The organism is Rhizobium sp. YTUHZ045, assembly GCF_051124255.1.
In the GTDB taxonomy this organism is placed as follows: domain Bacteria; phylum Pseudomonadota; class Alphaproteobacteria; order Rhizobiales; family Rhizobiaceae; genus Rhizobium.
In genome coordinates, this window is the sequence record NZ_CP101432.1 from 2,131,797 (window position 1) to 2,153,295 (window position 21,499).

At 60.9% G+C, this 21,499-nt stretch carries 19 protein-coding genes and 1 riboswitch; of the genes, 7 read left to right on the forward strand and 12 right to left on the reverse strand.

The window, feature by feature from the left end:
• Positions 1 to 13 precede the first annotated feature (13 nt).
• Together NMA58_RS10805 and NMA58_RS10810 are read right to left on the reverse strand one after the other, a co-directional pair.
• On the reverse strand, positions 14 to 1,690 hold the full coding sequence (locus NMA58_RS10805) for a M28 family peptidase (protein ID WP_434713296.1): 1,677 nt from the start codon (positions 1,688 to 1,690) through the stop codon (positions 14 to 16).
• Positions 1,683 to 3,107, reverse strand: coding sequence for a M20 family metallopeptidase (locus NMA58_RS10810; RefSeq protein WP_434713297.1), 1,425 nt, complete (start codon positions 3,105 to 3,107; stop codon positions 1,683 to 1,685). Before NMA58_RS10810 ends, NMA58_RS10805 begins: the two co-directional genes overlap by 8 nt.
• Positions 3,108 to 3,282: 175 nt before the next feature.
• Between NMA58_RS10810 and NMA58_RS10815 the strand changes: the two genes are divergently transcribed.
• Entirely contained in the window at positions 3,283 to 3,924 is a 642-nt protein-coding gene (locus NMA58_RS10815; protein WP_085778371.1) for a GntR family transcriptional regulator, read from the forward strand.
• 173 nt (positions 3,925 to 4,097) lie between these two features.
• On the opposite strand, the gene NMA58_RS10820 is transcribed toward NMA58_RS10815, so the two are convergent.
• Positions 4,098 to 4,625 carry a ribonuclease H family protein gene (locus NMA58_RS10820; RefSeq protein ID WP_434713298.1) on the reverse strand — a complete coding sequence of 176 codons (528 nt, stop codon included), beginning with the start codon at positions 4,623 to 4,625 and terminating at the stop codon, positions 4,098 to 4,100.
• A 152-nt stretch (positions 4,626 to 4,777) separates the two neighbouring features.
• On the opposite strand from NMA58_RS10820, the gene NMA58_RS10825 reads away from it, so the two are divergent.
• Positions 4,778 to 5,374: a demethoxyubiquinone hydroxylase family protein gene (locus NMA58_RS10825; RefSeq protein ID WP_434713299.1), complete on the forward strand. Its 597-nt coding sequence runs from the start codon at positions 4,778 to 4,780 to the stop codon at positions 5,372 to 5,374.
• A gap of 93 nt (positions 5,375 to 5,467) precedes the next feature.
• Here the strand turns inward: NMA58_RS10825 and NMA58_RS10830 are convergent, their stop codons facing one another.
• The 3 genes from NMA58_RS10830 to NMA58_RS10840 all read right to left on the reverse strand — a co-directional run bounded on the left by NMA58_RS10830 (position 5,468) and on the right by NMA58_RS10840 (position 7,430).
• Positions 5,468 to 5,839, reverse strand: a complete 372-nt coding sequence (locus NMA58_RS10830) for a VOC family protein (RefSeq protein ID WP_183700175.1) — start codon at positions 5,837 to 5,839, stop codon at positions 5,468 to 5,470.
• A gap of 77 nt (positions 5,840 to 5,916) precedes the next feature.
• The gene (locus tag NMA58_RS10835; RefSeq protein WP_434713300.1) at positions 5,917 to 7,155 is read right to left on the reverse strand and encodes an RNA polymerase sigma factor; all 1,239 of its coding nucleotides are present in this window, start codon (positions 7,153 to 7,155) and stop codon (positions 5,917 to 5,919) included.
• Positions 7,152 to 7,430, reverse strand: coding sequence for a YciI family protein (locus tag NMA58_RS10840; RefSeq protein WP_434713301.1), 279 nt, complete (start codon positions 7,428 to 7,430; stop codon positions 7,152 to 7,154). Before NMA58_RS10840 ends, NMA58_RS10835 begins: the two co-directional genes overlap by 4 nt.
• A 362-nt stretch (positions 7,431 to 7,792) precedes the next feature.
• Here NMA58_RS10840 and NMA58_RS10845 point away from each other — a divergent pair, with 362 nt between their 5' ends.
• A complete protein-coding gene (locus tag NMA58_RS10845) occupies positions 7,793 to 8,893 on the forward strand; it encodes a DUF2865 domain-containing protein (RefSeq protein WP_434713302.1) in 1,101 nt (366 codons plus the stop codon).
• A gap of 3 nt (positions 8,894 to 8,896) precedes the next feature.
• Here NMA58_RS10845 and bluB read toward each other — a convergent pair whose 3' ends face one another.
• On the reverse strand, positions 8,897 to 9,586 hold the full coding sequence (gene bluB / locus NMA58_RS10850) for a 5,6-dimethylbenzimidazole synthase (protein ID WP_097599189.1): 690 nt from the start codon (positions 9,584 to 9,586) through the stop codon (positions 8,897 to 8,899).
• A gap of 42 nt (positions 9,587 to 9,628) precedes the next feature.
• A riboswitch (cobalamin riboswitch) is annotated at positions 9,629 to 9,814 on the reverse strand.
• Positions 9,815 to 10,095: 281 nt separating this feature from the next.
• Here bluB and NMA58_RS10855 point away from each other — a divergent pair.
• The gene (locus tag NMA58_RS10855) at positions 10,096 to 11,160 is read left to right on the forward strand and encodes a 3-deoxy-7-phosphoheptulonate synthase (protein ID WP_434713303.1); all 1,065 of its coding nucleotides are present in this window, start codon (positions 10,096 to 10,098) and stop codon (positions 11,158 to 11,160) included.
• Here the strand turns inward: NMA58_RS10855 and NMA58_RS10860 are convergent.
• Both NMA58_RS10860 and NMA58_RS10865 read right to left on the reverse strand, forming a co-directional pair.
• Positions 11,157 to 11,984 carry a TolB family protein gene (locus NMA58_RS10860; RefSeq protein WP_434713304.1) on the reverse strand — a complete coding sequence of 276 codons (828 nt, stop codon included), beginning with the start codon at positions 11,982 to 11,984 and terminating at the stop codon, positions 11,157 to 11,159. The two genes, NMA58_RS10855 and NMA58_RS10860, sit on opposite strands and share 4 nt — an antisense overlap.
• Positions 11,985 to 12,082: 98 nt before the next feature.
• Positions 12,083 to 13,762: an NAD+ synthase gene (locus NMA58_RS10865; protein WP_434713305.1), complete on the reverse strand. Its 1,680-nt coding sequence runs from the start codon at positions 13,760 to 13,762 to the stop codon at positions 12,083 to 12,085.
• Between the two features lie 189 nt (positions 13,763 to 13,951).
• Between NMA58_RS10865 and NMA58_RS10870 the strand changes: the two genes are divergently transcribed.
• Entirely contained in the window at positions 13,952 to 14,482 is a 531-nt protein-coding gene (locus tag NMA58_RS10870) for a DUF1003 domain-containing protein (RefSeq protein WP_430959020.1), read from the forward strand.
• A gap of 17 nt (positions 14,483 to 14,499) precedes the next feature.
• Here the strand turns inward: NMA58_RS10870 and NMA58_RS10875 are convergent, their stop codons facing one another.
• A complete protein-coding gene (locus NMA58_RS10875) occupies positions 14,500 to 14,901 on the reverse strand; it encodes a GFA family protein (RefSeq protein WP_183700158.1) in 402 nt (133 codons plus the stop codon).
• Between the two features lie 286 nt (positions 14,902 to 15,187).
• On the opposite strand from NMA58_RS10875, the gene NMA58_RS10880 reads away from it, so the two are divergent.
• Entirely contained in the window at positions 15,188 to 17,026 is a 1,839-nt protein-coding gene (locus NMA58_RS10880; protein WP_434713306.1) for an ABC transporter ATP-binding protein, read from the forward strand.
• Positions 17,027 to 17,083: 57 nt separating this feature from the next.
• Here NMA58_RS10880 and NMA58_RS10885 read toward each other — a convergent pair whose 3' ends face one another.
• The gene (locus NMA58_RS10885; protein ID WP_183700154.1) at positions 17,084 to 18,457 is read right to left on the reverse strand and encodes a class II 3-deoxy-7-phosphoheptulonate synthase; all 1,374 of its coding nucleotides are present in this window, start codon (positions 18,455 to 18,457) and stop codon (positions 17,084 to 17,086) included.
• Between the two features lie 187 nt (positions 18,458 to 18,644).
• Here NMA58_RS10885 and NMA58_RS10890 point away from each other — a divergent pair, with 187 nt between their 5' ends.
• Positions 18,645 to 19,928 (forward strand): pilus assembly protein TadG-related protein, encoded by a 1,284-nt coding sequence (locus tag NMA58_RS10890; RefSeq protein WP_434713307.1) that lies wholly within the window; start codon positions 18,645 to 18,647, stop codon positions 19,926 to 19,928.
• Positions 19,929 to 19,934: 6 nt separating this feature from the next.
• Here the strand turns inward: NMA58_RS10890 and gor are convergent, their stop codons facing one another.
• Complete coding sequence (gene gor / locus NMA58_RS10895; protein WP_183700149.1) at positions 19,935 to 21,320, reverse strand: glutathione-disulfide reductase; 1,386 nt, start codon at positions 21,318 to 21,320, stop codon at positions 19,935 to 19,937.
• Positions 21,321 to 21,499: the final 179 nt, after the last annotated feature.

Here is a 21,499-nt window from a genome sequence, read left to right on the forward strand (position 1 = left end):
TGCTATGGCTGCGTCAGTCCTCCAGGGCCGCACGCAAAGCCGCATTGGCTTCCCTCAGTCCATGGATCAGGCGATTTCTCGTCTGGCGCGCATGAACAGCGTAGAAAGGTATGTCTGGCGATCCGACGGGCTGCGCGGCCAGCGCCCGCAGCCCCTCAAGTGACGGCCAGGCGGGGTGCGGGAGGGCGGAATCATGGTGAAAGCGCTCGCCGCTCGTATAATTCAGCGGCACGAGATGGCGGCCGGCGCGCATCAGCGATGCGTTGACGCGCGCAGTCTTAGCGGAAGACAGGCCCTTCATTTCCAATACCGCCTTCGCGCTGCTGCCCAACTCGTCAATTGCATTTGCGAGAGCCGAAATGTCGATGCGACCGGAAAGCTCAGCCTGCAGTCGCGCAAGCTGTTGGCTGAGAGCCTGTGCGTAGACGGAATAGTCAAGTGGCAGGACCGGCGAGGTCAGCAGCCGCCAAAGTGTTTCCAGCACGATTCGCGTATCCCGGCTCAGATTGCCGGCATCGATGTGCTCTGCCGTGTCATGCGGCGTGTGCCACCACCAACCGAGCGCCGTCAGCGTCTTGACGGGCCCGGGCGGCTGATGGCTGACGCTGCCGAACATTGAGGGGATGCCGACACCCCAGAATGAATGATCCGCGGCTCTGCCATGCCGCCTGCCGGCATGTCTTTGTCCGGTGACATTCTCGATCACCTCAAGCGCCAGCGGCTTCAACTCATCGATGACACCGGAATTGGTGAGGACGGTTGCGCCCTCTCCGCCCGTGGAATCGACGTTGACATGCACTGCGCACCGGCGATCGAGCTCGTCGAAAAATTCATCCGCATACCAGGCCGAGCCGGAATAGCGACCGTGCGAATGGCCTGACCAGAAGCAGATACGCAGGCCGCGTCGCCAATCACCCGCATGAAGGGCAAGCAAGCGTGCCGCCTCAAGCATGGACGCGTTCGCGCCGCCATTGTCCATGACGCCGAAGTGCCAGGTGTCATGATGGCCCGAAAACAGTACGAACGGTTTGTCCTCGCCTGCCGGCTGAAGCTCTGCAACAAGCAGCGGCGTCCTGCGCCAGCCGGTGTCGACCTCTGCCGTGAGCGTCGCACGGACCTTCTGGCCGCGCGCGAGCCTGTCGCTCAGGCGCACTCCATCTTCCCGCGCGATGGTGCAGATCACTGTTTTCGGCAGATAGGCGCACGTGTGTTGCGACGGGCTGCCCCAGACCGGCGACACGCACATTTCGTAGAGATGCTCATTCGGGCTGACATGGATTTCGCCGAGGGCGCCGGCCGCGCTCGCCAACGCGGCGACTTCCTCCGTCGCAATCCCGTCGACCAGGACGATCTTGCCGGACAAGTCCTTGCCGACGAAATCGGCTTCCTTGCCGTCGCCGACATATTCAAGGTCTCCGCTGATGCCCGCTGCAGCCGTGGAAACCGACATCGAATGGGTAATGCAACGGAGGTCTTCGCCTTCGACCCCGACCTTCGCCGGGCCGGGCAGGCTGATGAATGCATCATGCGACAGCAGCTGCGTTCCGTATCCGTAGCTCTCCATCTGCGCCTGAAGATAATGAAAGCTCTCGAGCTCCTCCGGCGTTCCGGACAATTTCACCCGACGGGCAAACTCGCGGATATGCGCCATCAGGCGGTCACGGTCGGGCAGCAGGTCGGGGTTAGGCATCAGCCTTCTCCGGCAATGGCGGCTTAACGTCATCCGGTATCGGATTGACGAAAGGCGTACGCTCCAGACGCGCCCTGTGATCGGCCTTGGCAGCTTCGATCAATGCGGGGTTACCGATGAGATCGGCGGCCGTGCTCGCCATCACCTTGGCGGCGTGTTCGGTTCCCTTGTGGGCAGCCGGCAGTTTCCCTTGCGCAACCAGCTGCCAGGAGTGTCCGGGCGTACCGACAGCGTAGGTAGCCCCTCGCATCTGCACGGTCGGCACCACCCAGCTGACCGTCCCGACATCAGTGGAGCCGACCAGAGTGCCGTCACCGGCATTCAACGGAAAAATCTCCTCACAGAGCGGCTGGTCGTCGTTCGGTTTCAGCCCGAAACGACCATAGGACGCGGCGATATCCTCTGCGTTGAAGGTCTGCTGGAACTTGCGGGCCGTTTCTCGGTCGGCATCATCAAACACGGGTGGGCCAAGCCGCTGCAGATGGGCGAACATGCACTCTTCGAGTGGGGTATTGCCAACGAGATTGGCATCCCCGCTGACAATTTCACTCCGGACCGTCGTCTCGGTCATCAGGGCAGCACCTTCGGCAACTTTCTTGACCCGGGCAACCAGAGACAGGAGTTCCGGCAAGGTCCGAGCACGGACGAGATAGCGTACCGTCGCGCGTGCCTGCACGACGTTAGGCGCCCCACCACCCGCGTCAGTGATGGCATAGTGGATGCGCGCGGTGGAAGGCATGTGCTCGCGCATATAATTGACGCCTACATTCATCAGTTCCACTGCGTCGAGAGCGCTGCGGCCGAGATGCGGCGTCGCGGAGGCATGCGACGCCCGCCCCGAAAAATGGAAGTTGATCTCATTGCAGGCGAGCGAGATGGGGTTGTTGACGCCGGCAAAGGCTGCCGGATGCCAGGAGATCGCGATATCCACGTCGTCGAAAACGCCGGCGCGCACCATGAAACCCTTCGAAGAGCCGCCTTCCTCCGCGGGGCAGCCATAATAGCGCACCCTTCCCTTCAAGCCGCTTTCGGCAAGGAAATCCTTGACCGCAGCGGCAGCGAGCATGGATCCGGCGCCCAGCATATTATGGCCGCAGCCGTGACCATTGCCGCCGTCGACCAAGGGCCGCTGCTCGGCAATACCGGCCTCCTGGCTCAATCCCGGCAGCGCATCGAACTCGCCAAGGATTGCGATGACCGGGCCACCCTCGCCCGCCTCTCCCATGACCGCCGTCGGCAACCCGGCAATGCCGCGCTCGACACGAAAGCCCTCTCTTTCCAGCATGCGGGCGTGCTCTTCGGCAGATTGATGTTCGAGGTAATTGGTCTCGGGAATATCCCAGATGCGGTCACTCAACTCGAAGAACGCCGCGCGCTTTCTCTCGACGATTTCCCAGACCGCATCGGAGTTCTGCATGGATTTACAACCCGCCTCATATAATGGTAATCAAATTGGCGCCAATTTTATGCTCCAATTAAATCGGGCACGCAAGCCATGAGCTGGAATATTTTTCGACGCTGTCAATCGGCCTCGTTGTTGGCCGGGGGAGAGCTATGATAGTCATCGCCGAAATCGGGCTGGGGAGAATTGCATGAATTCGCTGGAAAGCGGAGCGACGGCGCAAGCACAAGAGCCGCAAACCTCCGATGTGACCGAACTCATTCTCCAGGATATCCTTGCCGGCCGTCTCCCGCCCGGAACCTGGCTGAAGCAGATCGATCTCGAAAGGCGGTATAACTGTACGCGGCCCGAGGTCCGCAGAGCTCTCGACAGGTTGGTGCAGAAGCGACTGGTGGAGCATGTCCCCAATCGTGGTTACCACGTCCATGAGCAAGACGGGCGCCGCGCCCGGGAGGTCAGCGACATTCGCGTCATCCTCGAAGTCGCCGTCAGCGACCGCATCGTCGCGAATGCGAGCGAGGCAGATATTGCGAAGTTGCGGGTTCTGGCTTCACGCTTCGACGATCTGGTGCTGAACGGCACCACGCTCGAACTTTACGAAGCCAATCTCGCCTTCCACCGCCATCTGCTTGCTCTCGCAGGCAACCAGGAACTCGTGGAGCTGATCACGGAAATTCGCCAGCGGACATCCTCCGCGCCGGTGTCGCAGTGGCGAACGCGCGCCCGCATCGAGCAATCCGGCCGCGAACATCAGCAGATGGTCGATGCGATAGAGCGACGCGATACCGATGGTCTGATGGAGCTGACGCGCAGGCACATTCTTCAAGCCTGATCGGCCTCGATGACGCCGTTAGCTGATGCTGAAACTTGGACATAAACCGGAAATCACTGAAGGGTGCATTTATGCCATCTCTGGCGGCGGCCTTGTGCCCTGATGCAATGGCGCCGCGTGGAGTTTTGACGCCGTGCCATCCCAGGCATCCGCAGCCAGTGGATATCCCCATATCACGGGCCCCGTATCGACAGCCGTCCTCCATCCGCAAGCTCATCCGCGCGTTCGTTGCCTGATATGCCGGAATGGCCCTTGCACCAGGCAATGGTTACGAGGGCGTTCCGGGATAGCTGAAGATCGACCGCTTTCCAGAGTTCCGCATTAGCGATTGCCCGGCTGCGGGCGTTCCCATTCGGATTGTTTTTCTTCCAGCCGTTGTTCTTCCAAATGTGCCGCCTGTCGTTGCAGCCTTTGACGGCATAGATCGAATCCGACCAGATGGTCGCGGCTTCGCCCGTTGCATCGCTACTGATCCACATGACTGCCTGCAAGACGGCGGTCAATTCCATCGAATTATTGGCGGACTCACGCACACCGCCGAAGCTGGACGCGATTTCCACAGAATCGCGATAGGCGACAAAGGCCCAGCCTCCGTGCCCGGAACCGGGGTCATAACAACCATCCACGAAGACGTGGAGACCGTGTTGGGCTGTCGGGGCCGTCGTTGTGGGGGAGCTTAGCTCCTTGCAAATGCCTGCCATTTTCGCCTTCGCTGCGCCCCTGCCCTGACCTGCGCGGTTTGCGACGGCCACCCGAAGCCGACATTGGAATTGCACGTTCCCTCGTGTCAACTATTGACGACGGTGGCACCGAAAGCGCCTACTGCCGATGGGAAACTGTGAGGGGCAGCGCCATGGACAATCCGTTGAGCAGCGCCGGCAAGCGCGATCATGCCGTAACCGTTCGCCGCATTCTCAAGGTCAATCACGCCGGCGAATTCGGCGCAATTCGCATCTACGGAACGCAGATCTGGATGGCCGCTCGGCTGTTTCCTGATATCGTGCCAGTACTTCGCAAAATGCGGAACGACGAGATCGAGCATTGCCGCCTGTTTCACGACGCGATGCCATCCAGGAATGCCAGACCATGCCGCGTCATGGCATTCTGGAGCCTCGGCGGTTATCTACTCGGTTTGCTGACGGCCCTCGGTGGACGCAACATGGTCTGGATCTGCACCGAGGCGGTCGAGAGCACGGTTCACCGCCATCTCGAAGATCAACTGGCCTTCCTCACGACCCGTGATCGGGAGCTTCACGGCCTCATCGCCTCGATCCAGCAAGAGGAGTTGGCGCATCTCAGGGAGGCTGAGAGCAACCAGACGAAACGCGGCATCGGCCACGCCCTGCTTGTGCCAGTCGTCGCCGCGCTCACCGACCTGATGATCTGGCTCTCGACATGGGGAGACTCAAGCTGGATGCGCGCTGAAATGGCGCGCTCCAAGGGTGTTTGATGGTCTGGCAGCCGCTTCCGTGCCATTCAGTTATCACCGGTCTTGGCCCAAATTGCTCTGGGCCAAAGGCTTAATGGTCTGGAGACGGCGAAGTCAGTTGTTCGCAGATCGTTTGGGAGGCTCGGCCAGGTTGATCCGGTTGCCCTCACCGTCGAATATCTGAGCCACGCGCCCAAAGTCGCCTTCGATTTTGTTGGCGGGTTGCAAGCCCTGGTGCGAAAGCCTTTCGAGCTCAACCTCGAGCTCGGGTACGACGATCGTTATGATCCCGTTGCCGGCGCGTTCGTCATCCTTCCAGACCTGCAGGCCGGCTTCGCCCATATTACGCCACTGAGCCATGCCCGGTATCGGTTTGCTGTCTGCGGGACGTCCCATGAACTTCTCATACCAGACGAGCGCCTCGTCAAAGTTGGAAACGGTGGCGGAGGCGAAGATGCTCTGGACGATTATTGAAGTGGTGGTCATGTCGTACTCCTTGGTTGGACAAGTGGATGTCGTGCAGGAGTTCTCGATTTCGACTGGCCGCGCAAAAAAAGCTCGCGTCAATACAAAACTTTCGAGCGCTGTTCTTCGAGGTGGCGTCGTTCTGCCTCCGACCAACACAATCCGATAGCGACCGTGAAAGCTTCCGCCGCCTCGACAAGCCTGCCTAGATCGGCGCAAATCTGCGCGCGGGCCGTCCAGTACGGCAGGTAGTCGGCCATTCGCAGATCCCCGGCAAGCGCATGTATGTCAGCAAGAGCCGCCTCTGCCTGCCCTATCCGCATGAGAGCCACGGACCGATTGAGCGTCACGACGGGCGACGGAGCAATCCTGCCCAGCACGTCATAGAGGGAAATCACGGCCTGCCAGTTTAAGATGCCGCTCAAACGGCGCGCGACATGAGCGGATTGGATGGCCGCCTCGATTTGGTAGCGGCCGGTCGGACCGTTTGCATTTGCTTCTCTGAGGAGACCTTCAGCGAGGCGCAATTGCTCATGATCCCAAAGCCCGACATCCTGGCTGTCCAGCGATACGAATGCGCCATCGGGGCCTCTGCGAGACGATCGCCGCGCCTCCGTATAAAGCATCAGCGCGAGAAGACCTTTCGGTTCCGGCTCTTGCGGAAGCAGGGATACGACCACGCTTGCAAGCCAGATTGCCTCATGTCCAAGCGCTTCCGCCCCGTCGACGTCCATCCACCCGTTGGTATAGGCGGCGTAGATGGAGGCGAGTACTGGCGGCAGGCGGTCCGACAGTTCCTCCTTTTCCGGCACGAGGAACGGAATTTTCTCATCCCTGATCCTCGCCTTGGCTCTTACAAGCCTCTGCCCCATGGCCTTCGGAGAGACGAGAAACCGCGCGGCGATGTCCGCAGCGGTCAGGCCTAGCACGGTCTGGAGGATCAGCGGCGTTCGCGCCGACGCATCGATGCCAGGATGTGCGCAGGCAAACATGAGCGCTAGTCGCCTGTCCGCAATCTCCTCGTCCATTTCCGCCGCGGCCGAGAGTTCCTCGGTAACGAGGGCAAGATGATCGGCGCTCTTCGCCTTCACTTTGTCTTTGCGCCAGTCATCGAGTTTGCGCCTGCGCGCGATGGTCAACAGCCAGGCATCGGGGTTGTCGGGCACGCCATCGACAGGCCATTTTTCGAGAGCCGTGAGGAAAGCCGTCGCGAGCGCATCCTCCGCGGACGCGATATCACCCAAACGCCCGCCAAGGTAAGCGACGAGTCGTCCATAGCTCTCGCGCGCCACCCGCTCTGCTACACCTCGGGCAACGCTGGAACCAGAAACCGTCATCCCGCATATTCCGACGCATCCCTGATGCGACGAACCTCAACCGTTCCCCAGGTCGCGGCAGGACAGCGTGCCGCCCATTTGTTGGCCTCGTCCATATCGGCGACGTCGATGATAAAGTACCCACCGAACTGTTCGCGAACATCGGCATAAGGGCCGTCCAAAACGCTGACCTCGTTTCCTTGAACACGAACGAGACTGGCCTCAGAGGAACTGACGAGCGCATTGCTGGAGACAAATGCTGCCGCCTTCTCCAGCGCTTGTTGATAGGCATACATCTGCTACATGAAGCGCCCCATGTCCTGAGGCGCTATGGACCTCCCGGCAGTTTCGTCCGCATGCAGCATCAGCATGTAGCGCATCGCTTTATCCTCAGTGAAACCAATTCCCCGCGGGAACGAGCGCCGAGAATAACAATTCGGATGAAGAAGGGAACTGCTGGTGACGGCTCAGTGTCCGCCTCCGGATGCAACGAGTGCCGACTTACCTCACGGAAGAATACCCGCATCTTCTGGATAAAATCTCGAAAATGCGCTAGGAATTGATCCAAGCTTATTAAGAGAAACACGTTAAGAGACAAGGTACGGCGGATGGACGCCACCTTTGACCGATCGACACTTTCTCATTCCCGGACGACGCCGTGAAACGCCGAAATCTGTCTCTTGCTCTTATGCTTGCGCTGGCATCACCGGCCGCAGCACAGACCAGCGCTATTTGCAACGACTTGCGCGGTCGCCTTGCCGACCTGCCACGATCGATCGGTAGCAATAACGGGCCGGAAGCGCGCCAATATGCAAATGCCATGGCCGAGCAGAACCTCGAGCTGCGCAAGGTCCGCAACGATCTGCGCAATAACGGATGCACTTCCGGCAGCATGGTCGTGATTGGCAGTGACAACGCCGATTTTTGCGCCGAACTCTCTGACGCCGAAGCCCGGATGATCGACAATATCCGTTATCTCCAGGAGCGCCGCGACGAGCTGCGCAACCAGGGCGACGGCACTGACGACGCGCGCCGAGAATTGACGGCGGCACTCGAACGCAACGGCTGCAACAGCGACAATTTCTATGCCCCGACCGAGCGTAGCGCAGACGACCCCGCCCCGAGTGTCGAGGAACAGGCGATGCGCACCGATACCTTCATTCCGCTCGGCGGCGGTGAAGAGACCGATCTGCGTTACGGCCTGCCGAGGGCCGAAATGTTTTCACCGATCAGCACCATCTGCGTGCGCAGCTGCGACGGTGGCTTCTTCCCGATTAGCTCAAATACCAGTTCGGTGGATTTCGGCCGCGATGCCCAGACTTGCGCCAAGATGTGCCCCGGCATTGAAACCGAGCTCTTCTATCGCGACGTGACCAGCACCGACTCCTCGAACATGATCTCGGTCGCAACGGGCGCGCCCTATAGCGCCATGAAGAACGCTTTTGTCTACAAGAACCGCGCGCCTGGCGAGAAAAATTCCTGCGCCTGCAATCTCACCGCCTATTACGAGGAGATGCGCGGCAAGCAGGCCCTGAGCGAACCGCCGCAGCAGGGCTCGATCACGACGGTCCGCACTAAACCGCCGACGAAAGATACTGCGGCAGCATCAGCCCCGCCGCAGCCATCCGTTGCCGAACGTCCCTACGACCCCACGCAGAACAAGGTTCGTCAGGTCGGCCCGCAATTCCTTGCCGGCGACCAGGGTTCGATCGACCTTGCCAATCCGGCGACGCCGGGTCCGCAACCACAGCAGCAGTAATTGCTACGGGTCGTTGCGTCCCCATCCGTCGTGGAAAACGAGTTCCTCGAGCGGCAGCCGCTGCCGCCAACCTTTGACCGAAAGTTCCGGTTCGTCATAAAGACGGTCGACAAAGCCGGCGCAGAGCCAGGCGACCACCTCGATATGCTCCGGTATGCCGAGAATTGTTTTCAGGTCGCCTTCATGAAAGATGCTGACCCAGCCGATGCCGACCCCTTCGGCGCGGGCCGCGAGCCAGAGATTCTGAATGGCGCAAACGGTCGAATAGGAATCCATCCTCGGATTGTGCGTCCGTCCCAGCACCACGCTGCCGCCGCGGGTGGGATCGCAGGTTACGCATATGCCGAGCGGCGCCTCCACGATGCCTTCGAGCTTGAGGGATCGATAGGCCTGCCGCCGCTCGCCTTCGAACATCGAAGCTGCCTCTTCGTTGGCCACGGCAAAGGCGTTGCGCACGCGGGTGCGGACGGTTGCACTTTTCACGAGAATGAAATTCCATGGCTGCATGAAGCCGACCGACGGCGCATGATGGGCGGCGGTCAGGAGCCGCGCCACGACATCGTCGGGCAAGGGATCGGGCAGGAACTGGCTGCGCACGTCACGCCGCGTCATGATTGCGTGATAGACGGCTTCACGTTCGGCCATGGAAAAACCGGATGCCGCCGAAAGGGCATCCGCATAAGAGGGTCGCATCGTCAAATCCCCAACAACGCAACCGCCCGCCGTCCGCGCGGGTTGGGTCTATCTCGCCAGGCCGGTCTTCTGACTCGGCTTCATCCATCTGCCGCAGCCTTCCCGGCAAAGCCAGTGGCGTGATGAAGCGGCAGACGTCGGCCTTACAGCGTTGGGCACGTTCCGGCCTTGCACCGGATTCCCGATTCTCCCGCCTCGAGGGCGGGCACCTGACGGCGCATCTATTTCAGGAAATCGGAACGGAGGCAAGCGTCGGCACGTCAGCCTTAAAGAGGCGAACCCGTGATTTCGCCTCGCAAATTTTGCGTGACAATGAGCGGCCGCGACGCTACATACGCGGAATGTCGACGACTTCAGCCTACGCCTCCTCGCGATTTTATTCGTACCGCTGCTTCCAGCGGATGCGGGTCTGTGCGTAACTGAATTCAACGCGACGACAACCCGAACAGCCGCTAGTCTACCTGGCGGCTTTTCTGTTCCGCACGGTATGACCAAACAGGAGCCATGCCGTGCCCGACACCATCGATGATCTGCGTATTCTCGAGATCACCCCGCTGACCAGACCCGCCGATGTCATCGCGGAAATCCCCCGAACCGCCGCCGTCAGCGAGACGGTGACCAGCAACCGCCACGCGATCCATGAGATTCTCGAGGGTGAAGACGACCGCCTGATCGTCGTCATCGGCCCCTGCTCCATCCACGATCCGGTTGCTGCACGCGAGTATGCCGCGCGGCTGGCCGAGCAGCGACAGCGCTTCTCCAGTGATCTGGAAATCGTCATGCGCGTCTATTTCGAAAAGCCGCGCACCACAGTCGGCTGGAAGGGCTTGATGAACGACCCGCATCTCGACGGCAGCTACCGCATCGAGGAAGGGCTGCGCATTGCCCGGCGCCTGCTGCTCGACATCAATGCCATGGAGCTTCCCGCCGGCGTCGAGTTCCTCGACACGATCACGCCGCAATACATTGCCGACCTCGTCAGCTGGGGCGCGATCGGCGCGCGCACGACCGAAAGCCAGATCCATCGCCAGCTCGCCTCCGGCCTCTCCTGCCCGATCGGCTTCAAGAACGGCACCGACGGAGGCGCTCGCGTCGCGATCGACGCGATCCTGGCCGCTTCACAACCGCACCACTTCCCGGCCGTCACCAAGGACGGACAGGCGGCAATCGCTTCGACGAAGGGCAATGAGGACTGCCACATCATTCTGCGCGGCGGCAAGCGGCCGAATTATGAGGCGGCCGATGTCGGAGCCGTCACAGCGGAATGCCTGAAACTCGGGGTCACCCCGCGCATCCTCATCGACGCCAGCCATGCCAACAGCAGCAAGGATCCGATGAACCAGCCACGGGTTGTCAAGGACGTCGCCGGACAGATCTCCGCGGGCAATCACCACATCAAGGGCATGATGATCGAAAGCAACCTCGTTGCCGGCCGCCAGGATCTCGTTCCCGGCAAGCCGCTGGTCTACGGCCAGTCCATCACCGATGGCTGCATTGACTGGGATATGTCGGTGAGTGTGCTGGAAGATCTGGCGGACGCCGCTCGCAGGCGGCGCCGAGCGGCAGCGGCTTAAGCCGCCGGAAAATACCTGACATAGGCAAACTCGTCACCATCAGGTGACCAGCAGGGCACGTTGATCGTGCCCTGCCCGCCGAAAAGCTCGAACAGCGTCTTCAGGTTGCCGCCGTCCATATCCATCAGCCGCAGCCGCACGTCGAGATCGCGCGGATGGTCGAAGACCGAAGGATCGTAGGACAGGATCAGCACCTTGTCGTTTTTGGGCGATGGATGGGGAAACCAGTTCCCCTGATTGTCCGACGTCACCTGTTCGAGGCCTGTGCCATCCGGATGGATGCGCCAGATCTGCATCAGCCCGGTGCGGCTGGAATTGAAATAGATCCATTGGCCGTCGGCGGAATAATCCGGCCCGTCGTTGCGGCCTTCGCCATGCGTCAGCCGCGTCTCGACGCCGCCGTCGATGGAGATCGTATAAATGTCGAAAAGATCGTCGCGAATGCCGCAATAGGCGAGCTGGCGGCCATCCGGTGACCAGCCATGCCAATAGGACGGCTGGTTTTGGGTGATGAGCCGCGGCGTGCCGCCTTCGACCGGCAGGATGTAGATCGTCGACTTGCCGAATTCCGTCTTGTCCGAGATGACGATCTCAGTGCCATCAGGCGAAATGCCGTGGTCATTGTTGCAATTGACGGCAAAGCCGGTATCGACCTGAACCACCTCGCCGCCATCGAGCGGCAGCCGGAAGAGCAGCCCGTCGCCGTTCAGCAGGAGATAGGAACCATCGGGCGAGAAATTCGGCGCTTCCACCAACCTGTCCGTCTGCCAGACCTCGCGAGCTCTGCCCGTCCTGACGTTGTAGATCTCGACCGAGCTGCGCATGTTGCCTCCCTGATATGTCGCTTGCGTCAGCGATCTCGATTGCGTCAGCGATCACGATCGCGTCAGCAATCCCGATTGCGCTAGCGATCCCGATTGCGCTAGCGATCCCGGAACCGGTTGGTGATCGGATAGCGCCGGTCGCGCCCGAAATTCTTCTTGGTGATCTTCACGCCCGGCGCCGATTGCCGGCGCTTGTATTCGGCAAGATAAAGCAGGTGCTCGACGCGGTGGACGGTGGCGACGTCATGGCCGCGCGCGACGATCTCCTCGACCGCCATTTCCTTCTCCACCAGGCACTCGAGAATATCGTCGAGAACGGGATAGGGCGGCAGCGAATCCTGGTCCTTCTGGTCCGGGCGAAGCTCGGCCGAGGGTGCCTTGTCGATGATATTCTGCGGGATCACCTCACCCGACGGCCCGAGCGCAGTCGGCGGCACATTCTCGTTGCGCCAGCGCGCCAGCGCATAGACCTGCATCTTGTAGAGGTCCTTGATCGGATTGAAGCCGCCGTTCATGTCGCCATACAGCGTGGCGTAGCCGACCGACATTTCCGACTTGTTGCCCGTCGTCACCACCATCGAGCCGAACTTGTTGGAGATCGCCATGAGGATGACGCCACGCGCGCGGCTCTGCAAATTCTCCTCGGTGATTCCGCTCTCCGTTCCCTCGAAGAGGTTGGACAGCGCGCTGCTGAAGCCGGTTACTGGCTGCTCGATCGGTACGATGTCATAGCGGCAGCCGAGCGCCTTGGCACAGTCGGCTGCATCCTTCAGTGAATCTTCCGAGGTGTAACGATAGGGCAGCATCACCGTTCGCACCCGCTCCTCTCCGAGAGCATCGACCGCGATCGCTGTGCAGATCGCCGAATCGATGCCGCCGGAAAGGCCGAGAACGACGGTTTTGAAACCGTTTTTGTTGACGTAGTCGCGGAAGCCGAGCAGGCAGGCGCGATAATCGGCCTCCTCACCCTCGGGAATACGCGCCATTGGTCCTTCGGCGCAGCGCCAGCCGGCTTCCCCACGTTTCCACGTCGTCACAGCAAGTGCCGTCTCGAACTGGCTCATCTGGAAGGCGAGCGATTTGTCGGCATTGAAGGCGAAGCTCGCCCCGTCGAACACGAGCTCGTCCTGCCCTCCGAGCTGGGCGGCATAGATCAGCGGCAGGCCGGTCTCGATCACCTGCTTCAGTACCACCTGGTGACGGATATCGACCTTGCCGCGATAATAAGGAGACCCGTTCGGGGACAGCAGGATCTCCGCCCCGCTTTCGGCCAGCGTCTCGCAAACGCCGAGATCACCCCAGATATCTTCGCAGATCGGAATGCCGAGCCTGATACCACGAAAATTCACCGGCCCCGGCATGGCCCCCTGCACGAAGACCCGCTTCTCGTCGAACTCGCCGTAATTCGGCAAGTCGACCTTGTCGCGCACAGCAATTACCTTGCCGCCGTCGAGTACGGCGACGGAATTATAGCGTCCGGTCTGGTCCTGCCGGGGAAAACCGATGATGACGCCCGGCCCGCCATCGGCGGTGTCGGCCGCAAGGCTTTCCACCGCCTTCCAGCAGGCACGGATGAAGGCCGGCTTCAGCACCAGATCTTCCGGCGGGTAGCCGGAGATGAAAAGCTCGGTCAACACGAGCAGATGCGCGCCCTCTCGGCCCGCATCAGCGCGTGCTTCACGTGCCTTGGCAAGATTGCCGGCGACATCGCCGACCGTCGGATTGAGCTGGCCGATAGCGATGCGGAAGATATCGGAGAGAGCGTTTTCCTGTGTCATGTCATTTGTTTAGCCTGCGGCTCCCGTTACCGCAACACGTTCGCGGCCAAAGCGTTGCATCCGGCTCACGAATTTTTTGTGAACAGGCCTGCTGGAGGCTTACGGCACCGATGCATTGCAATTTACCGGCGGAGCGGAATACTGGCGCACGAACGCGGCAGCATCCATAACGGTCATTGGAAACAGGCCATGAATAACTTTTCGAACTTCGTGCACCATCATTTCGACAAACCGGCCGACGAACTCGGCGACACGGAAAAGCGCGTGCTGGCGAAAGCGCACGAGCGCAAGATCATCTCGACCGACGTCAACGCCGCCTTTTCTGCCGAGGCCTCTTTTGGAGAACGTATCGCCGACAGCATCGCCCGTGTCGGCGGCTCATGGTCGTTCATCCTCGGCTTCCTGGCCTTCCTCGTGGTCTGGACGGCGATCAACACCATCGTTTTGGCGAGTGGCGCTTTCGATCCCTACCCCTTCGTCTTCCTGAACCTGATCCTGTCGATGCTCGCCGCCATCCAGGCGCCGATCATCATGATGTCGCAGAATCGTCAGGCCGAGCGCGACCGCTTCGAGGCGGCCAAGGACTACGAAGTCAATCTCAAGGCCGAACTCGAAGTGCTCTCCTTGCACCAGAAGATCGATATGCGCGTCCTGACGGAGCTGACGGCGCTGCGCGAAGACGTCGCTCGTCTCAGCGCCGCGCTCGCAGCCAAGACCTGATGCGGGGCATCCTCAAATCAACGGGGTGGATACCTGTCATATTGCGGCAGGCCATCCGTTATCTCGTAGAAATCACCCTTGTCGGCGCAATAAATGTGATGGCTGAAGGCAAGGCCACTCGGTTCATCGAAGGCTCCGGCCAGGACCGAAACTTCCAGCGATTCATCCCCCTGCCAAAACAGCGCGGAGCCGCAATTGCCGCAGAAGCCGCGTTGCGCCTCGCCGCTCGACCGATACCACCGGACTGCGCCGGGATCTTCCACCGAAAGCGCCGCGCGCGGCACGTTGACCGCAGCATAATAAAGTCCCGTCTGGCGGCGGCATTGCGAACAGTGGCAACCGACAACAGGCCCGGGCTTTGCCCGAATTGAAAATCGCACGGCGCCGCAAAGACAGCCGCCTAGATGTTGTTCGCTCATGATAGCTCTCTCCTCGCTCCTGGAGAAACTTGCGGCCACGAGACCTCGTCGTCAAATCCATTCCCCTGAATAAGCGATCAGAAATCTTGAAGCGTTCACGATTGGCCGGCGGTCGCCGGATGTTGCCCGTTGACCACACCCGCCGATCTCCTCTCGTCACCGCGTTGAACCGGACGCTGATCTCGATGATACTGATGGCTCAATTTATTCAACCGCCGGGAGACTGACATGAGAGCGACCCTGTCCAGACAGAAAGGAAACATCGCCCACAAGGACATTCTGCTTCATGCACACGCAATTCTCTCGCGCGAGGAAAAGCTCGCGACGCCATAACCCCTTCCTGAACTTCTTCCGCGACGATTCGAACGCCGCTGAACGCGAGCGGCGCTGGTCGCGTATGCGAAAGTTCATCTCCTATTACCGCCCGCATCTGCCTTTGCTGCTGGCGGATCTGCTTTGCGCCATCCTCGTGGCCGCCACCGCCGTGGCGTTGCCCCTCTGTGCCAACATCGTCACAAGCCGGCTTCTGGCTCTGCCGGATGCCCCCGACGCCTTCGCTCAGATCCTTGCCATGGGCGGTGTGATGCTGGCCGTTCTCGCGGTCCAGATAGCGGCGATTTTCTTCGTCGATTATCGCGGCCATGTCATGGGGGCCCGCATCGAGGCGACGGTGCGGCAGGAACTCTTCGAGCATTACCAGAAGCTGTCCTTCAGCTTCTACGATGGCCAACGCACCGGGCAGCTGATGAGCCGCATCACCAACGATTCCCTCTGGCTGGGCGAGCTCTTTCACCACGGCCCCGAGGATCTCTCCATTGCCGTCCTGAAATATGGCGGCGCCATGCTGGTCTTGTTCTTCATCGACCCGCTGCTGGCAACCCTCATCCTGCTGCTCACTCCGGTGGCGGTGGCCTATGCACTCTATTTCAACCGGCGCATGAACCATGCGCTCGAAGCCAGCAAGCGCCAGGTCGCCGCCGTTAACGAGCGTGTCGAGGATGCGCTTGCCGGCATCCGTGTCGTCCAGTCTTTCGCCAACGAAGCATTGGAACGGCAGCGCTTCGCCGCACAAAACCAGCGTTTCCTGCAAAGCCGCGCCGACGGCTACCGCAGCGAGGCCTGGTTTTCGGTAGGCACCGAAACCTTTGCCCAGCTCGTCACCATATTGGTGATCATCGCAGGAGGCCTGCGCATCCTGACTGCGGACCTTACCGTCCCGGATATGCTGACCTTCCTGCTCTGCGTCGGCGTGCTGGTCGATCCCGTGCAGCGGCTCGCGAATTTCGTGCGCCTCTGGCAGGAGGGTTATACCGGCTTCACGAGGGCCATGGAGATCCTGGAAATCGATCCCGATATCACCGATCGACCGGACGCCCGTCCGATGCCGGCGCCAAGGGGCGAGATCAGTTTTTCCGACGTCGCCTTCGGCTACGAAGCCGATGGTCCGAGGGTGCTGGAGCGGCTTTCCCTCACCATCGCCCCCGGAGAGTTTGTCGCGCTGGTCGGCCCTTCTGGAGTGGGCAAGAGCACGCTTTGCGCGCTGATACCGCGCTTCTACGATGTCGAAGCTGGGGCGATCCGTATCGACGGAACCGATATCCGCGACGTCACTCTGGCTTCGCTGCGACGCCATGTCGGGGTGGTGCAGCAGGACGTCTATCTCTTTGCCGGCACCGTTGCGGAAAACCTGCGTTACGGCAAGCTGGACGCGACCGATGGCGAGCTCGAAGCGGCCGCCCGCGCCGCCAATGCGCACGACTTCATCATGGCTCTGCCGAACGGCTATGACACCGATATCGGCCAGCGCGGCGTCAAGCTTTCGGGCGGCCAGCGCCAGCGCATCACCATCGCCCGCGCCTTCCTCAAAGATCCGGAAATCCTGATCTTCGACGAAGCGACCAGCGCCCTCGACAACGAGAGCGAACGGGCGGTGCAGCAGGCGCTGCTCAGTCTGGCGAATGGCAGGACCACCCTGGTCATCGCCCACCGCCTGTCGACCGTCCGCCACGCCGACCGCATCTTGGTCCTGACGGGCGATGGCATTGTCGAACAGGGCACGCATGATGATTTGATGGCGCAAGGAGGCGTCTACGCCAACCTGCACAGCGTTCAGGCCAGCATCTGAAGCCAATAAAAAGCCCGGTCGAGCCGGGCTTTTTTCATCATCTGTTTCGGGCTATCCTCAGCCGTTGACGACCATGCGCTTCTCGTCGCGGCCGCCCTTCATCCGCTCGGCAAGCAGGAAGGCGAGTTCGAGCGCCTGGTCGGAATTGAGGCGCGGGTCGCAATGGGTGTGGTAGCGGTCCTGCAGATCGTCGGCTGTGACTGCGCGGGCGCCGCCGGTGCATTCCGTCACGTCCTTGCCGGTCATCTCGACATGGATACCGCCGGGATGTGTGCCTTCGGCGCGGTGAATCTGGAAGAAGCTTTCGACTTCCGACAGGATTCGCTCGAAGGGACGGGTCTTGTAGTTGTTGAGCGTGATCGTGTTGCCGTGCATCGGGTCGCAGGACCAGACGACCTTGCGGCCTTCGCGCTCGACGGCGCGAATGAGACGCGGCAGGTTTTCGGCGACCTTTTCATGGCCGAAGCGGCAGATCAGCGTCAGACGGCCCGCTTCGTTAGCGGGATTCAGAATGTCGATCAGCTGCAGCAGATCATCGGCCTGCAGCGACGGGCCGCATTTCAGGCCGATCGGGTTCTTGATGCCACGGCAATATTCAATATGCGCATGGTCTGCCTGGCGCGTGCGGTCACCGATCCAGATCATGTGACCTGACGTGGCATACCAGTCGCCGGAGGTGGAATCGACGCGGGTCAGCGCTTCCTCGTAGCCGAGCAGCAGCGCCTCGTGGCTGGTGAAGAAATCGGTCTCGCGCAGGCTCGGGTGGTTTTCCGAGGTGATGCCGATCGCTTTCATGAAATCCATGGTTTCGCTGATGCGGTCGGCAAGCTTGCGGTAGCGCTCGCCCTGCGGGCTGTCCTTGACGAAGCCGAGCATCCACTGATGCACGTTTTCGAGGTTGGCGTAACCGCCCATCGCAAAGGCGCGCAGGAGGTTCAGCGTCGCGGCCGACTGGCGATAGGCCATGGCTTGGCGTTCCGGGTTCGGAATGCGCGACTCCTCGGTGAATTCGATGCCGTTGATGATGTCGCCGCGATAGGCGGGCAGCGTCACGTCGCCCTGCTTCTCGACATTCGACGAGCGCGGCTTGGCGAACTGGCCGGCGATGCGGCCGACCTTGACGACCGGCAGCTGCGCGCCGAAGGTCAGCACGACGGCCATCTGCAGGAAAGCGCGGAAGAAGTCGCGGATGTTATCGGCGCCGTGTTCGGCGAAGCTCTCGGCGCAGTCGCCGCCCTGCAGCAGAAAACCGTTGCCCTCAGCGACATTGGCGAGATGCTTCTTCAGGCGGCGCGCTTCGCCTGCGAAGACGAGCGGCGGATAGCTGGCGAGAGTGGCCTCTGTTGCCGCCAAAGCGGCTGCATCGGGATATTCGGGAACCTGCAGGATCGGTTTCTGCCGCCAGCTGCTCGGGGTCCAGTTCTCTGCCATTTTATCAACCTCACTCACATCCATTCCTCGGATGCCCTGTCTTAATATCCGGCGGCTTATAGACCTTTAGATCAAGCTTGCAAAGGCCAATCACCGGAAGCTTTAAACCAGCATATACCATGTCGATTTCCCCATATTTCAGACTTTGCATGTAGAAGCTGAAGGAGTTTCAATTCGGGGACATGTCATGGCGATCCTTCCGCCCGGCTTCATATTGGACCGCTCGGGCAATTTCGGCATCATGACGGCATTGCTGATGGTGCCGCTCGTGGGTGCGGCCGGCATGGCGGTGGATGTGGCCCATGCACTGAGCCTGAGAACGCAGCTCTACGCCGCCGCCGATGCTGCGGCCGTCGGTTCGATCGCCGAAAAATCGGGCGCGGTCGCCGCCGCAATGACAATGAACGGCAACGGCACGGTCTCGCTCGGCAACACCGACGCCCGCAACATCTTCATGTCGCAGACGTCGGGTGAACTGACCGACATTCATATCGATCTCGGCATCGACGTCACCAAGTCCGCCAATAAGCTGAACTCGCAAGTTTCCTTCACCGCGACCGTGCCGACTACCTTCATGCGCATTTTTGGCCGGGATTCGATCACCATCTCCGGCACGGCGACAGCTGAATACCAGACTGCCGCCTTCATGGATTTCTACATCCTGCTCGACAACACGCCTTCCATGGGCGTCGGCGCGACCGCAACCGACGTTTCGAAGCTGCAAGCCAAGACCGGCTGCGCTTTCGCCTGTCACCAGATGGACCAGAGCACCAACAACTACACCATAGCCAAGAGCCTCGGCGTCACCATGCGCATCGACGTGGTTCGCCAGGCTACCCAGGCGCTGACCGATACGGCCAAGGCCGAGCGCGTCAGCAGCGATCAGTTTCGGATGGGTGTCTACACTTTCGGCACCAAGGCCGAGGACGCGAAGCTGACGACGATTTCCGGCCTCACCTCCGACCTGACAAAAGTCAAGAATTATACCGACGCGGTCGACCTGATGACAATTCCTTACCAGAATTACAACAGTGACCAGCTCACGAGCTTCGACAGCGCGATGACGCAGATCAACACTATCATCGACCCCGCGGGCGACGGAACCTCGAATATCAGCCCTGAAAAAATCCTGTTTTTCGTCGCCGACGGCGTCGGCGACAGCTACAAGCCCTCGACATGTACCAAGAAGACGACCGGCGGTCGCTGCCAGGAGCCGATCGACACGTCTTTCTGCAAGCCGCTGAAGGACCGAGGCGTCAAGATCGCCGTGCTCTATACCACTTACCTGCCGCTGCCCAGCAACAACTGGTACAACACCTGGATCAAGCCCTTCCAGAGCGAGATACCGACGAAAATGCAGGCCTGCGCCTCGCCCGGCCTTTATTTCGAAGTCACGCCGACCGACGGCATCGCCGACGCGATGAAGGCGCTTTTCCTCAAAGTCATCCGCGCGCCGCGCATCACCAGTTAACAGGGCTCAGAGGCGCTGCCCATCACGGATGCGGTAGCTCGGCGCATACATGGTGACGAGCTCTTCGGCCGCGGTCGGGTGCAGCGCCATCGTCCGGTCGAAATCGTCCTTGGTGCAGCCGGCCTTGAGCGTGACGCCGAGCAGCTGCGCCATCTCACCGGCATCGTGCCCGAGGATATGAGCCCCCACCACCTTGCGGCTCGCCGCATCGACGATCAGCTTCATGATCATCCGCTCGGACCGGCCCGAAAGCGTCGCCTTCAGCGGCCGGAACTGGGCCCGGTAGACTTCGAGCTCGCCATAACGCTTGCCTGCCTCCTCTTCCGACAGGCCGACGGTGCCGATCTCGGGCTGTGAGAAGACGGCGGTGGGGATCAGGTCATGGTCCGGCCGGGTCGGATTGTTCTTGTACTCGGTCTCGATGAAGCACATCGCCTCGTGAATCGCCACCGGCGTCAGCTGTACCCGATTGGTGACATCACCGAGAGCATAGATATTTTCTACGTTTGTACGGGAATAATCATCGACTATGATGGCGCCGCGCTCGTCGATGGCGACGCCGGCTGCCTCGAGGCCAAGGCCTTCCGCATTCGGATCGCGCCCGAGCGCAAGCATCACGACATCGGCCTGCAGCGTGCCGCTGTTCAGCGTCTCCAGCACCAGCCCATCGTCGGTCTTCGAAACCTGCTGCAGCGTGTCATGACAGAGGATGCGGATGCCCTTGGCGACCATCGCCTCGTGCAGCCCCCGCCTTAGATCCTCGTCGAAGCGGGACAGGATCTCGGCGCCGCGATAGATCAGTGTCGTCGCCACGCCGAGGCCATGGAAGATATTGGCGAATTCCACGGCGATGTAACCGCCGCCTGCGATCACGATCGATTTCGGCAGTTCCTCGAGATGAAATGCGTCGTTGGAAGAAATGCAAAGCTCGTGTCCGGGAAGCGCGACATGCGGGTTCGGGCGTCCGCCGGTGGCGATTACGATCGTCTTAGCCGTCACCGTCTGCCCTGTTTTCACGAGCCGCACCGTATGGGAATCGACGAGTTCAGCGCGCGTTTCCAGAATCTCGGCATTGGCGCCGGCGAGCCCTTTCTTGTAGAGGCCTTCCAGCCGCGCGATCTCCGCATCCTTGGCGGCCACCAGCTTCTTCCAGTCGAAGCTGCTTCGGCCGACCGTCCAGCCGAAACCCGCCGCATCCTCGAAGTGCTCGTGGAATTGCGAAGCATAGACGAAGAGCTTCTTCGGCACGCAGCCGCGGATGACGCATGTCCCGCCATAGCGATATTCCTCGGCAATCGCCACCTTCTTGCCGAGCGAGGCGGCGACGCGCGCAGCGCGCACGCCTCCGGAACCACCGCCGATGACGAAAAGGTCGTAATCATAGGAAGACATGAGAAGCTCCGGAAGGGAATCGCTGGAAGGACGTTGCTGATATAGGGGTGATCATCATAAAAACAAAAGCCCCGCTGCTGCGTCTTGCCGTACTCCATGGCCGAATCTTGATCGGAAGGTGCCCCGGTCACCGTTTACGGTTGACCGCGTCGGCAGAGGCTGGCAGGCAATGCACGAGA